Origin of the sequence: Algoriphagus aurantiacus (genome assembly GCF_035156405.1) — a bacterium.
In the GTDB taxonomy this organism is placed as follows: Bacteria; Bacteroidota; Bacteroidia; order Cytophagales; family Cyclobacteriaceae; genus Algoriphagus; species Algoriphagus aurantiacus.
Window position 1 is genome coordinate 1 of record NZ_JAXRUT010000017.1, and the last position, 13,562, is coordinate 13,562.

General features: G+C 39.5%; 14 protein-coding genes and 1 rRNA gene. 5 read left to right on the plus strand and 10 right to left on the minus strand.

Annotated elements, in window-relative coordinates:
* A 5S ribosomal RNA gene (rrf, locus tag SYJ56_RS16255) occupies window positions 1-87 on the plus strand; the annotation flags it as partial.
* A gap of 318 nt (window positions 88-405) precedes the next feature.
* On the opposite strand, the gene SYJ56_RS16260 is transcribed toward rrf, so the two are convergent.
* The 3 genes from SYJ56_RS16260 to SYJ56_RS16270 all read right to left on the minus strand — a co-directional run bounded on the left by SYJ56_RS16260 (window position 406) and on the right by SYJ56_RS16270 (window position 4,362).
* On the minus strand, window positions 406-855 hold the full coding sequence (locus tag SYJ56_RS16260; RefSeq protein ID WP_323835897.1) for a DUF1569 domain-containing protein: 450 nt from the start codon (window positions 853-855) through the stop codon (window positions 406-408).
* Window positions 856-941: 86 nt separating this feature from the next.
* The gene (locus tag SYJ56_RS16265; protein WP_323835899.1) at window positions 942-3,341 is read right to left on the minus strand and encodes a ribonucleoside-diphosphate reductase subunit alpha; all 2,400 of its coding nucleotides are present in this window, start codon (window positions 3,339-3,341) and stop codon (window positions 942-944) included.
* A 40-nt stretch (window positions 3,342-3,381) separates the two neighbouring features.
* Window positions 3,382-4,362 carry a ribonucleoside-diphosphate reductase small subunit gene (locus SYJ56_RS16270; protein ID WP_323826253.1) on the minus strand — a complete coding sequence of 327 codons (981 nt, stop codon included), beginning with the start codon at window positions 4,360-4,362 and terminating at the stop codon, window positions 3,382-3,384.
* 583 nt (window positions 4,363-4,945) lie between these two features.
* Between SYJ56_RS16270 and rplU the strand changes: the two genes are divergently transcribed.
* On the plus strand, window positions 4,946-5,257 hold the full coding sequence (gene rplU, locus SYJ56_RS16275; protein WP_323835901.1) for a 50S ribosomal protein L21: 312 nt from the start codon (window positions 4,946-4,948) through the stop codon (window positions 5,255-5,257).
* 34 nt (window positions 5,258-5,291) lie between these two features.
* Window positions 5,292-5,552: a 50S ribosomal protein L27 gene (gene rpmA, locus SYJ56_RS16280; RefSeq protein WP_111613356.1), complete on the plus strand. Its 261-nt coding sequence runs from the start codon at window positions 5,292-5,294 to the stop codon at window positions 5,550-5,552.
* A gap of 313 nt (window positions 5,553-5,865) precedes the next feature.
* On the opposite strand, the gene SYJ56_RS16285 is transcribed toward rpmA, so the two are convergent.
* The 6 genes from SYJ56_RS16285 to lipB are packed head-to-tail and all read right to left on the minus strand — an operon-like array spanning window position 5,866 to window position 11,597.
* A complete protein-coding gene (locus SYJ56_RS16285; protein ID WP_323835904.1) occupies window positions 5,866-6,495 on the minus strand; it encodes a rhomboid family intramembrane serine protease in 630 nt (209 codons plus the stop codon).
* Window positions 6,496-6,498: 3 nt separating this feature from the next.
* Window positions 6,499-7,497 carry a polyprenyl synthetase family protein gene (locus SYJ56_RS16290; RefSeq protein WP_323835906.1) on the minus strand — a complete coding sequence of 333 codons (999 nt, stop codon included), beginning with the start codon at window positions 7,495-7,497 and terminating at the stop codon, window positions 6,499-6,501.
* Window positions 7,460-9,661 (minus strand): ribonuclease R, encoded by a 2,202-nt coding sequence (gene rnr / locus SYJ56_RS16295; protein WP_323835908.1) that lies wholly within the window; start codon window positions 9,659-9,661, stop codon window positions 7,460-7,462. The genes SYJ56_RS16290 and rnr overlap by 38 nt, the downstream gene beginning before the upstream one ends.
* Window positions 9,662-9,714: 53 nt before the next feature.
* The gene (locus tag SYJ56_RS16300) at window positions 9,715-10,464 is read right to left on the minus strand and encodes a 3'-5' exonuclease (RefSeq protein ID WP_323835910.1); all 750 of its coding nucleotides are present in this window, start codon (window positions 10,462-10,464) and stop codon (window positions 9,715-9,717) included.
* Window positions 10,465-10,473: 9 nt separating this feature from the next.
* On the minus strand, window positions 10,474-10,875 hold the full coding sequence (locus SYJ56_RS16305) for a hypothetical protein (RefSeq protein ID WP_323835911.1): 402 nt from the start codon (window positions 10,873-10,875) through the stop codon (window positions 10,474-10,476).
* A complete protein-coding gene (gene lipB / locus SYJ56_RS16310; protein WP_323835913.1) occupies window positions 10,875-11,597 on the minus strand; it encodes a lipoyl(octanoyl) transferase LipB in 723 nt (240 codons plus the stop codon). The genes SYJ56_RS16305 and lipB overlap by 1 nt, the downstream gene beginning before the upstream one ends.
* A gap of 84 nt (window positions 11,598-11,681) precedes the next feature.
* Here lipB and SYJ56_RS16315 point away from each other — a divergent pair, with 84 nt between their 5' ends.
* Together SYJ56_RS16315 and SYJ56_RS16320 are read left to right on the plus strand one after the other, a co-directional pair.
* Window positions 11,682-12,038 carry a YraN family protein gene (locus tag SYJ56_RS16315; RefSeq protein ID WP_323835915.1) on the plus strand — a complete coding sequence of 119 codons (357 nt, stop codon included), beginning with the start codon at window positions 11,682-11,684 and terminating at the stop codon, window positions 12,036-12,038.
* A 31-nt stretch (window positions 12,039-12,069) separates the two neighbouring features.
* Window positions 12,070-12,597, plus strand: a complete 528-nt coding sequence (locus tag SYJ56_RS16320; RefSeq protein WP_323835918.1) for a YSC84-related protein — start codon at window positions 12,070-12,072, stop codon at window positions 12,595-12,597.
* A 3-nt stretch (window positions 12,598-12,600) separates the two neighbouring features.
* On the opposite strand, the gene SYJ56_RS16325 is transcribed toward SYJ56_RS16320, so the two are convergent.
* Window positions 12,601-13,452 (minus strand): toxin-antitoxin system YwqK family antitoxin, encoded by an 852-nt coding sequence (locus SYJ56_RS16325; protein ID WP_323835920.1) that lies wholly within the window; start codon window positions 13,450-13,452, stop codon window positions 12,601-12,603.
* Window positions 13,453-13,562 lie beyond the last annotated feature (110 nt).

The window sequence follows — 13,562 nt, forward strand, 5'->3', positions numbered from 1 at the left end:
ACCTCTTCCCATCCCGAACAGAGAAGTTAAGCCCTGCAGCGCCGATGGTACTGGGGTTACACCCGGGAGAGTAGGTCGCCGCCTCATTTATTCTAAAGCCCTTTGGTTAATTCCATCGGGCTTTTTTCGTTTTATACCAAAAATTCTTTTCTCTAAAGCTTACTATAGGGGATTTGCTTCATTTAATCTTAAGCCACTCGACTAATTTGGGCAGCAACAATGCTGTTTTTAGTTGGAGATTCTGATTTGCTGAGATGGACAACTTTTAAGTGTAGCAAACTATACTGCCTATCCTCATATTTTCCTGAACCTTAAAATTGAGTTAATTAGAATTTTGTGATGGTGATTCTTTACAATTTGCTGGAGAGAATTATAATTATATCCAGTGGTGGAGTAGATGTTGGCTTATTCCCAAATCCCAAACTGTTCGAAATGATGCTTAAAATGCTTGGGATGAAATCTTTCCCACTCTGCAAAGGTTAGATTGCTAAATCTAGGGTGAACAGTTGTAGCTGTGGGGTCTTTATCAAAGAACATATTATAAGAGTTTAAACTTGACAAGAGTTGTTCTTTAGCTTCATTCAAGTTTAAATTTCTTAGAGGCATCAATTCTCCAGCATTCATTTCAGGGGCCTTAATGCCTTTGGGGAATTCCATAGATGAATCTAGGAGCGCTGTTTTCTGGAATTTTTGTTTTTCAGTAAGCTCAAACTCGGGTATTTTAATTCTGTTATAGGATATTTTGACGGTCACAGTTAAATGTTCTACCATGTGTTGTGAAGTCATAATTCCAAATTGGGCTGGAGTATCAGCTTGTAGTTTATTCAGTCTTGCTTCAATCACTTTAGCGTCCATTGCTGAGTTCTTTTAGGATAAGGTTAAGGTAAAAAAAAAGCGTTTGATTTCTCAAACGCTTTTTGGTGATTATTGAACTTTAAAACTTAGCTTCCGCACATTTCGCATCCTTCTGGATCATCCAATGAGCATGCAATGGCATCTTGTTTTTGTGATTTTACTTCAACTATTTCCTGCTGTGCTTTTTCTACTTTTGGTTCAAATCCAGTTTTATCCAAAGTGAATTTAATAGCCGCTGTGGCTGCTTGAGATCTCAAGTAGTACATTCCAGTCTTCAGTCCTTTTTTCCAAGCATAGAAATGCATTGAGGTTAATTTTCCGAAGTTAGGGTCCTGCATAAATATATTCATGCTTTGAGACTGACAAATGTATGCGCCACGATCGGCAGACATATCGATGATTATCTTCTGAGAAATCTCCCAAACAGTCTTGTAGATGTCCTTGATGTGCTGAGGGATTCCAGGTACATCTTGCACTGAACCATTGGTTGAGATCAATCTATTTCTCATGGTGTCATCCCAAAGGCCAAGAGCAATCAAGTCTTTCATCAAATGCTTATTTACAATGATGAACTCACCTGACAAAGTTCTTCTGGTATAAATATTCGAAGTGTATGGTTCAAAGCACTCATTGTTGCCTAAGATTTGAGAAGTAGAAGCAGTAGGCATAGGAGCCATCAATAGTGAGTTTCTCATACCGTACTTCTTGATCTTTTCTTTCACATCAGACCAATTCCATCTGCCAGACTTTGGAGTTACCCCCCAAAGATCAAACTGTAATTCTCCCTTGGAGGCTGGGGAACCTTCGTAGGTTTCGTAGGTGCCTTGAACTTTGGCAAGTTCCATGGAAGTCTCCACAGCTGCAAAGTACATGGTTTCGAATATGTCCTCATTCAAACCTTTAGCTTCTGGTGAATCAAAAGGCATGCGAAGCAATATAAATGCATCTGCAAGTCCCTGAATACCCAGACCAATCGGACGGTGACGGAAGTTTGATCTTCTTGCTTCTTCTACAGGATAGTAGTTTACATCAATTACCTTGTTCAGGTTCTTGGTCGCTACTTTGGTGATCTCATATAGTTTTTGATGGTCAAAGAACAGTTTTCCATCAGGGCCTTTCGTTACAAATTTTGGAAGGGCGATAGAAGCCAAGTTACAAACTGCCACTTCATCCGGAGCTGTGTACTCTATGATCTCAGTACACAGATTGGAAGATTTGATCGTTCCCAAATTCTTCTGGTTAGACTTGCCATTTGCAGCATCTTTATATAGCATGTAAGGTGTACCCGTCTCGATTTGAGATTCTAGTACTTCAAACCAAAGCTCTTGAGCTTTGATCGTCTCACGGGCTTTTCCCTCGCGCTCGTATTTTTCATAAAGTCTTTCAAACTCTTCTCCATGGCACTCAGAAAGCCCTGGAGCTTCATGTGGACAGAATAGCGACCAATCCAAGTTTTGCTCCACACGCTTCATGAATAGATCTGGAATCCAAAGTGCATAGAACAAATCTCTAGCTCTCATTTCTTCCTTACCATGATTTCTCTTTAGTTCCAAGAAATCCTTGATATCCGCATGCCAAGGTTCTAAGTAGATAGCGAAACTACCTTTTCTTTTTCCACCGCCTTGATCAACATAACGGGCCGTCATGTCAAAGTTTCTAAGCATTGGTACAATACCATTGGAAACTCCGTTCGTACCCTTTATATAGGAGCCTTTAGCTCTTACATGGTGAATAGACAAACCTATGCCTCCAGCAGACTGGGAGATCTTGGCGCATTGCTTCAGCGTGTCATAGATTCCGTCAATACTATCATCCTTCATGGTAAGCAAGAAGCAGGAAGAAAGCTGGGGCTTAGGTGTGCCCGCATTGAAAAGGGTAGGAGTAGCGTGTGTAAACCACTTCTCAGAAAGTAAGTTATAGGTTTCAATAACTGATTCCATGTCCTCCTTGTGGATCCCAACAGCCACTCTCATCAACATGTGCTGAGGACGTTCTACTACTTTTCCATTTAACCGGATCAAGTAACTTCTTTCCAAAGTCTTGAATCCAAAATAATCATATCCAAAATCCCTTTTGTAATCGATCGCAGCGTCAAGTTTTGCTGCATGGTTTTTTATAATTCCATATACCTCTGGATCCAGCAAGGCTGCGTTTTCATCAGTCTTTGGATTCACGTGCGTATATAGTCTTTTCATGGTATTTGAAAAAGACTGGCTAGTTGTTTTATGAAGGTTAGAGATAGCTATCCTCGCAGCCAAGATTGCATAATCTGGGTGCTTCACAGTTAGAGATGCGCAGACTTCAGCTGCTAAGTTGTCGAGCTCTGTAGTGGATACACCATCATATAATCCATCAATTACTTTTTTGGCAACATCAATAGGTTGAATGAATTTCGGATCCAACTCGTAGCAGAGATTCTCTATTCTTGTCGTGATTTTGTCGAATCGTACTGACTCTCGCCTTCCGTCTCTTTTTAATACTAGCATTTATTTGGGGTTTTTAGGTTGATGGAAAAGTTTGGGTTAATTAAAAGTCTTCACCAATGGAGAATCTAGGAGAATCGTCAGCGCCATCAGTAGTTTTCATAACTCCCGCTTTTTGATAATCACCAACTCTTTTCTCGAAGAAATTGGTTTTCCCCTGAAGCGAAATCATATCCATGAAATCAAATGGATTCGTGCTATTCCATATTTTATCGCACTCTAATTCGTCTAGCAGTCTATCTGCTACGAATTCAATGTATTGGCACATCAGGTCGGAATTCATTCCAATAAGTCTAACCGGAAGTGCATCAGTTACAAATTCTTTTTCGATTTCTACTGCATCACGAATAATTTCTCTAACCGTTTCTTTTGGTAATTGATTATTTAGATGCTGGGTATAAAGGTGACATGCAAAGTCACAGTGCAATCCTTCGTCACGAGAAATTAACTCATTGGAGAAGGTAAGACCTGGCATCAAGCCTCTTTTCTTAAGCCAGAAAATTGAACAGAATGAACCAGAGAAGAAGATTCCTTCCACAGCGGCAAAAGCAATTAATCGCTCTTGGAAGTTTCCATTATCAATCCATCTCAAAGCCCAATCGGCCTTTTTCTTTACACAATCAATATGCTCGATGGCGTGTAGTAGCTTATCACGCTCTACGGGATCCTTAATGTACGTATCAATTAAAAGGCTATACGTTTCTGAGTGAATATTTTCCATGGCAATCTGGAAGCCATAGAAGAATTTTGCTTCAGTATACTGAACCTCAGAAACGAAGTGCTCAGCCAAATTTTCATTTACGATTCCATCACTTGCCGCAAAAAACGCCAGAACATGAGAAATAAAATGGCGCTCCCCATCATTCAGTGCTTTCCAATCCACCATATCCTGACCTAAATCAATCTCTTCGGCAGTCCAAAAGCTTGCTTCTGCTTTCTTATAGTACTGCCAAATGTCATTGTGCTGAATGGGGAATAAAACAAAGCGATTCTTATTCTCTTCTAATATTGGTTCGTTCTGCATTGTTACTTGGTTATTTTTTTAAGCGTAGTGATTTTGCTCTTAATAAATAAATCTTTTGGTCTGGGGATAAGAAAGGCTGCCTTTTTAGAACAGCCTTTGAACAAATATGTAAATCAAAATTGGGAAATAAAACCTGTAAAGTCCCTGTTTAACGCCTTTTCTGAACGAAAGTCAAAAGCTATATAAAAGTCATAATACCAATAAGTTAGTATTATGTAACTATATCTTTTGATTAATTGAATGAGCTATTATTAGGGGTTTGAAAAAAAATCAAATAATTTTAAAAAAGATTTTCAACCAAAATTCAAGACTAAACTTGAATAAAGGTCAAGTATTTCACATAAATAATTTTGCTTTTCAATAATTTGACCGTCAATATGTTGAGCTAAAACCATTTCAAATTTTTCAAATGATTTCTGAATTAAATTGTGTTTTGTTTGGGAATTATTAAGGGAATTTTCAGACCAGAAATACCAATTGCAAAGTTTGACTTTAAATACAGAAATAATATTTTAGAGGCCTGTTTTTTTCTTCCATTCAACTTTCCTATATTTGCACTCCGATTTCAAAAGAATCAAGAACTATGTACGCAATTGTAAACATCGCAGGAAAGCAGTTCAAAGTAACGCAAGATCAGTTCGTCTATGCTCCAAAGCTAGACTTAGAAACTGGCGCTTCCATCGAATTCGACCAGGTACTATTAGCAGAAGCTGATGGATCTGTGTCCGTAGGTGCTCCCCTTTTAGCAGGAGCGAAGGTGTCTGGGAAGGTCCTAGATCATGTAAAAGGTGATAAAGTCATCGTCTTCAAGAAGAAGCGCCGTAAGGGCTACAAAAAGAAGAACGGTCACAGACAGGATTTCACCAAAGTTTTGATAGAAAGTATTACAATCTAAGTTTTCTCTTCGAAAACGATAAAAGAATAAAACCATGGCACATAAGAAAGGCGTCGGTAGTTCCAGAAACGGTAGAGACTCTCAATCCAAGAGATTGGGCGTGAAGAAATTTGGTGGCGAAGTAGTAATCGCTGGTAATATCATCGTAAGACAAAGAGGTACTAAGCATCACCCAGGTGAAAATGTAGGACTTGGTAAAGATCATACGTTGTTCGCAACATCTGACGGTGTTGTTACCTTCAGAAAGAAATTTGATGGCAGATCATACGTAAGCGTATTGCCAGCAGAAGCTTAATGTAAGCAAACAAATAATTTTGAAAGCTCCTTCCATGCGAAGGAGCTTTTTTATTGCCCTCATTTTCTAAATAGGATTAACTGCTGTAGTCACAGAGGTTTTCACCGAGTGCAGAACTTAGGTTTATCATTTACCCAGATGTCTGAAAATCCTCGATATCACAAATGGTGTTTTTCACCTAAACTGTCCAGGTTCTGCTAAACACTGCTCTTGCCATTAGACTAACATTACCGGGTTTATACTAAGAGTTGGCTTCCACAAAAAAGCCCGACTAATAAAATATCAGACGGGCAATTTTTGCAATGTCAGTTTTTTAAAAGGGTTTATAGCTCAATACTTGATCTACAAATGTGGTGGCACTTTCTGGTGCAATAATAAGAATAAAGACTATACCAAAGATTGCTCCATATAGATGTGCATCGTGATTGATTGCATCATCTTGATTTTTCCCTTTGAAATAAGAGTAAAGAAGAAACAGTACACCCAAAATAAATCCAGGCAAACAAAGAATCCCAAATGGACAAATATCCGAAAGAGGCAGAATAATAATACTGGCAAAGACTGTGGCCGCAGTTCCTCCTGAAGCTCCTAATGCTCTGTAATAACTATTATCCTTATTTTTCAGATAAGTCGGAATATCAGAGATAATGATTCCTAAAAGATAGAATAGCACGTATACTGCCCCTCCGAATATTACCCCGAACTTGTAAGCAAGCACTTGCTCTACCACACCTCCAAAGAAGTAGAAGGTGAACATATTGAAGAGAAGGTGGATGTAATCTTTGTGGATAAATCCGGACGTAATGAATCTATCCCACTGTCCATTCCGCTTAATTTTATATGGGATAAACATGCAGCGATCCATAAAAGCGGCATTGTTGATTCCGTAGAAACTGCTAATAGCAGTGATGATTATCAGGACTACTGTAATAGATAAGGTCATTTATTATTTCTCTCTGTGTATTAGGTCCTGAGTTATTTTCTTAAGTTCAAGGAAATAATCTTCGTTCTTATAATGGATCGCATCGTATTGAGCAAATCCCACTTCGAAATAGGAGTTCATTTTTGCTTCCGTAATCGATTTAATGCCTAGCTTATCATAAATCCCACGAACAGCTTTCACTTTTTCTTCTTTGTCGAATTCATTTTGGGAAAGCCAATAATTAAGCTCTGCGGCATCTTCATCTTCGGCCAGTTCTAATGCCTTTATCAAGAGAAAAGTCTTTTTATTTGAAATGATATCACCGCCAACCTGCTTACCAAATTTTGCCTGATCAGCAAAGACATCGAGCAGGTCATCCTTCAATTGAAAGCCAACACCGATATTCATGCCAAAATCATATAGTTTCTGTGCATCGTCCTTTTCGGCTCCGGCAAGCAATGCTCCAAGTTGTAAAGCAAATCCTAACAATACGGCAGTCTTCAAGCGGATCATGGTGAGGTATTCCTCTTCATGAACAGACTCCAAAGACTCAAAATTCATATCAAATTGCTGCCCTTCGCAGACCTCAGAGGCTGTTTTGTTGAACAAGCGAATGATGTTCCCAAGTTTTTCAGCTTCAGTTGGTAAAAGCAAATCATAGGCTTTTACTAGCATTACATCACCAGAAAGTATAGCTACGTTCTTATTCCATTTCACATGGACAGATTTTTTCCCCCTTCTGAGTGGGGCATCGTCCATGATATCGTCATGCATTAGGGTGAAATTGTGAAATACCTCTACAGCTGCTGCTTGACTTAAGATTTCTTCTGGATTTGGCTTGTAAATTCCGTATGCCAGTAAACTAAGCAAAGGACGGATTCTTTTTCCGTCCAGGCTTAAAATATAGGTAATAGGGTCATAAAGTTCTCGGGGTGATTTTCCTAATTCGATTGCACTCGGGAGGTTCTGGATGAATGTTTCCAGTTTACCTAATAACTCGTGCGCGTGGTTTTTTCTTGTCATTATCAGCAAATTCCAAATCTATCGTTCTGCGGTCAATATCAGTATTAACTACTCTGACCTTCACTTTGTCGCCCAAAGTGATCATTTTTTTTGTTTTCGAACCAACTAATCGCATGTTTTTCTGGTCAAAATCATAGTAATCGTCGTCCATGTCTTGAACACGGATCATGCCTTCACACTTAGTTTCTGTGATCTCTACAAAGACACCCCACTCGGTCACTCCAGCTACAATTCCTTCATAATCTTTGTCTTCGGCAAGAGACATGAATTCCACTTGCTTGTATTTGATTGAAGCTCTTTCGGCATCTGCAGCCCGTTTTTCACGCTCTGAGGAGTGTACACTTTTTTGTTCCCAAGCTTCAGCATCAGGAGATTTTCCCCCTTCAAGATATAGCTCAAGTAATCTGTGTACCATCATATCTGGATATCTACGGATAGGAGAGGTGAAGTGTGAATAATGAGCGAATGCAAGTCCAAAGTGTCCTTTTGGTTCGGTTGTATATTTTGCTTTCGCCATACTTCGGATCGCCAGCTGCTCCAGTACATTCTGCTCTGGCTGGCCTTGGATGTCCTCCATGAGCTTATTCAGCGCAGTGGAAATGTTCTTCTCGTTTTCGATGTCAAATGCATGACCAAATCGTTTCGCAAAGCCCGAGAAAGTATCCAAGCGATCCATATCTGGAGAATCGTGTGTACGATACACGAAGGTGTCTTTTCCTTTATTCTTATTGAAAATAAACTCTGCCACATATTTATTGGCGAGAAGCATAAATTCTTCGATGAGTTTATGAATGTCTTTTCGCTCTTTGATCATCAAGCCAAGCGGTGTGCCTTTTTCGTCAAGCTTGAATTTCACTTCTACAGTTTCAAAGTTAACTGCACCATGATTGAATCTACGTTGACGGACTTTCTTGGCCATCACATTTAGCAAAGTCAATTCCTCGAAGTAATCGCCAGACTGATTATCAATATTCTCCTGTGCTTCTTCATAGGCATATCTTCGATCAGAATGGATCACAGTTCTGCCTATCCAGTGTTTCTTCACATTAGCCTCATCATCCACTTCGAATACACAGGCAAAAGTCAGCTTATCTTCATTTGGGCGAAGAGAGCAAAGTCCGTTACTCAGTCGCTCTGGAAGCATAGGGATCGTGCGATCTACCAGGTAAACTGAAGTTGCACGATTGTAAGCCTCTTTTTCTAAAGCAGTTTTTGGCTGTACATAGTGAGTCACGTCAGCAATGTGTACTCCGATTTCATGATTCCCGTTTTCTAGTTTTCTATAAGAAATGGCATCATCAAAATCCTTCGCATCCGCAGGATCAATCGTGAAAGTCAATATGTCTCTAAAATCCTTTCTCTTCTTAATTTCTTTGGCTGTTATGTTCTCGGAAATAGCTTCAGCTTCTTTTTCGGGCTCCTCAGGATACTCAAAAGGCAATCCGAATTCTGCCATGATGGAGTGGATTTCCACCTCATGTTCGCCGGCTTTTCCTAATACACGCGTCACTTCTCCTGTTGGATTTTTATCTCCCTCTCTCCATTCGGTGAGTTTGACTACCACCTTTTCCCCATGCACTGCGCCATTTAATCCGCCGCGGTGGACGAAGATGTCTTTATGCATTTTCTTGAAGTCAGGAACTACAAATGCAAATCGTGGCGATATTTCTACCCTGCCCACGAATTCATCGCGATTTCTTTCCACTACTTCCAGTACCTTGCCTTCTTCGCGTCCGGTTTTTCCTTTAAGCGGATAGACCATTACGCGGACTTTATCTCCATCAAGAGCTTGCTTGAGGTCGGCTTCTTTGACCAAAATATCTCCATCGACTTTTTCTGGATCTAGGGGGACAATGAATGCGAAGCGGGGATTTACAAAGTCCACTACACCTTCAATGAATTCGGGATCTTGAGTTGATGAATAATAATTTCTTGGATTTCGGGAAACTGAACCGGCTTCTACCAGTTTGCTAAGCACCGGTTCTACGCCTCCTTTAGTAAGTGCGTCCCGGATTTCCAGTTTCTTGATAATCTGCTTGGAGTTGAATTCTTCTCCGTAATGTGCATCTAAAAATTGAAGGATACGACGAGCCAAGCTGGCTGCATCTGTTTGTTTTCCTCCATTATTTTTACTTGTGTTTTTTTTATTAGCTTTTCTTCCCATGTTTTGGGTTGTTGATTAGGGTTAAGGTAAAAAGATTTATGTCCCTGCGCCCATTAATCTTTGTGATCTTTTTTTGAATCTTCTAAATGGATGATTTCTATTACTAAGTCATCCGATTGCGGATGCATAGCCATATATACTCGAGCTGTGACTTCCACATCTCTCAGGCAGTATTTTTTGATTTTTTCTACGTCTTTTTCCAGATGAAAAGTAGTGTTGACCTGACTTCCGTCAAGATCATCTTTTGAAGATGGAATTCCAAAAACTGAAGCTAAAAGCTCCAATCGGGTGTAATGTTTATAGTCTCCAAACTTCCAAAGCTCCATCGTGTCTAGATGGCGAACTTCCCAGGGCTTTTTCCCTGAGATCTGTAAAGGCTCTGGTAAAGATACTCCTTGGATGAGCATTCTACGGCAGAGGTATGGAAAATCAAATTCTTTACCATTGTGAGCGCAAAGAATCCATTTTTTCTTTTCTAACAAAGCCTTGAATTCCAAAAGAAGTTCCCGCTCATCTTCATTTGCATAACATTTCGATCTGAAGGCCAGTTTTTTGTCTTTCTTTTTCCACTGAAAATAACCAACTCCCACACAGACCACCTGACCAAACTCGGCATGAATCCCAGCCCGGTCAAAATACAACGACCCTGGTTCTTGACTGTTGTTTTCAGTCGGGATCAACCGTTCTTTCTTTAACCATTCCTCTTGAATCCGCTCGGGTAGTTCCTCGTATTTCTCAGTTAATGAAGCTGTCTCAATATCTAGAAATAGTATGTCATTCAGTTGATCAAAAAAATCTGCCATAAGTGTACATTATGCGTGGAGAACTCCTTCTAGGCCAATTTCTGGGATCATCTTTATGAATTTAGGATCGAAACTGCCTGAAGTAAAGATAAACTTTTTATCAAAAATCTGATCCATTATATAATAACTCACCCAAAACTCATTGTTTAATACAAAAACGGAAGGATCAATTGATTCGACTTTAGCTATAGCTTCCTCGCCAAGCTCATCAAGTAGGTGTCGAAGTGTAGATGTTTTTTTCTCTTCCCCGTTTACTTCGCCATATCCTTTGGAAGTGATCATCACATTTTTCAGCTCAATCAAATTCAAGTTGATAATATAAACAGCCCATTCTGTTCCTGTGGTCGTTTCTTCTTTTGCGATAGCAAGCTTTACCCCGGTCACGGGTTGAAATTCTATATCCTTCTTCATTATTCTTCTATATTCTCTATTTCAAATAATTGGATCAAATGCCGTTTTACCTTCGCTTTGACTTCTTGCATATCTACTGGTCCGCCTAATTCAAGATGAAGAGAAGTGACAGCCTTGTCATCGATACCACAGGGAATAATGTGTCCAAAATAGCTGAGATCCGTATTGACGTTGAAAGCAAAACCGTGCATAGTCACCCAGCGGCTTGATTTCACGCCCATTGCACAGATTTTTCTAGGATTGGATTGCTCAATGTGATCAATCCAAACGCCTGTAAGACCATCAATTCTTCCAGCCAATACACCATAGTCAGCTAAAGTCAAAATGATAGCTTCTTCCAATAATCTCAGGTATTTGTGGATGTCAGTGAAGAAATTGTCAAGATCCAATATCGGATACCCCACTAACTGTCCTGGGCCATGATAAGTGATATCTCCTCCGCGATTTATTTTATAATACTGTGCGTGGTGGTTTTTTAAGCCATCTTCATCCAGCAGTAGATTTTCTTCCTTGCCACTTTTACCCAAAGTATAAACATGCGGATGCTCTACGAAGAGGATGTAGTTATTACTTGGTAACTGATCTTCTGCTAACAAAGGACGGTTTTTGATTTTCAAAGCTACGGTAGCAGCAAACAATTCTTCCTGATAGTCCCAAGCTTGCTGATAATCTAGCTGGCCTAGGTCTCGGAATTCTACTTTTTTATTAATAATTTCATTCATCGGATAGTCCCGAAGGATTTACTTTTCAACTGAGCCAGCAACTGGTTCGTTCATTGATTTTTCAAAATTAAACAAATATCCAAGATGGCTGAACACAACGATTCCGGAAAACTTGCAGAGCAACTAGCCTCCGACTGGTTGGTAAGCAAAGGGTATGAATTACTTGATACAAATTATCGTTTTGGGCATGCTGAGATTGATTTAATCCTGAAGCATCGCGGACTGTTAATTTTTGTTGAAGTTAAGTTTAGATCAGGTACTGGCTTTGGTTTTGCTGAGGAGTTTGTGGATGCTACTAAGCGGAAACTCCTCATCAAAGCAGCTGATCATTACATTTATGAGAAAGATTGGCATAACGATATCCGCTTTGATATCATTGGCGTTTATAGAGATCGAATACAAAAAATTAATTTCAGGCATTTTGAAGATGCTTTTTACTAAACATTCACACCAATTTTAATTTTGAAAAATCATGAAAAAAGCAACAGTGACTTTCTTTTTTGCTTTGCTGGCAATTGTAACTTTTGCACAGGACTCAAATAAAGATCAGAGAATTATTGAAGATGCTGCAGATGCAAAAGCAGCGTTTTTGGAAGATGATCCAGATATGGAAAGTTTATTCAATTCATCCTACGGATACATCATCCTTCCAAATGTGGGTAAAGGTGGATTTGGTATAGGTGGAGCAGCGGGAAACGGCGTAGCTTACCAAGAAGGAAACAAGGTAGGGTTTGCCAAAATGACCCAAGTCACTATTGGTTTTCAGGCTGGCGGTCAGGCATATTCTGAAGTGGTCTTTTTTGAAAATAAAGAAGCTTTTGACAGATTTAAGAACAGTAAGGTAGAAATGTCTGCTCAAGTGTCTGCAGTAGCCGCAGCTTCCGGCGCTTCTTTGAATGCTAAATACGTGGAGGGTGTAGCCGTTTTCACAAGAACAAAAGGAGGATTGATGTATGAAGCCTCAGTAGGTGGGCAGCAATTTAAATTCAGAGAGAATTAAGAATCAATTATCTTTGCGATAGATCAGATTTCCGTCCTTATCCCATTCAGCACGAATGTAAGGGCGGAAATTTTTTGTATAAGCTGTTTCCTGATATTGGATTTCCCTCTTGCGGACGGCCTTGGTATTGTTAGTATCCCAATATTCTGTCCATAGCCCTACTTTTTCTCCAAATTGATATTCTCCAGTCACAGCCACTTGTTTATCCTCATAGAAGTGGAAGTAGTTTCCTTCCTCCAACCCGTATTGTACAGGAATGATCTCTTTGATGGTTTGGGTTGACTGATCGAAATAGCGAGTTCGAGATTCTCTAGGCCAGCCTGCCTCAAAGTGATTTTTGTCCTGTAGAACATTTTTTGAATCGAATAGCATCCAGGTTTTATGCTTAGTACCGTAGTAAAACATGCCGTTTTCTACCACTTCCTCATTGATCACACGTTCATAAGGTCCGTGAAGTAAGTAGCCTTTACCTATTTCATACGCTTGGTTTTTGATACTTCTTTCCTGCGGATCAAACCAATACAGGTCGCGGATATATGGATCTGGCTTGCGTGCCTCATCTGTGTAGTTGAAATATTCAAGGATCTGTTGGTCACGAATTTCCTGACGTGTGTAGCCCTTTCGGGTTTTGATTCCAAACCATTCATTCTTTCGGGCTTTCTTCTTTTTCTCCTTTTTTTCTTCCTTTTCCTTTGAGTCATCAAAAAGCAACAAAGGCATAGTGGTCGGAAGTATTCTTGAATTTACCACACCACTAGAATCAGGATCAGATTTTGGTTCTGATTCTTCTATTTGGGCAAATGAAACTTTGCTCAAAAGCAGTAGGAAAATAAAACTGATATAAAATCTACTCATTGTATATAAAAACGCAATTTACTTCGGTGTATTTTATCCAAAAATAACATTTCGAGATCAAAAGCTGCCGATTGTTTAGATTTTATAATCTTCTCTCTATTTTTGTGGAA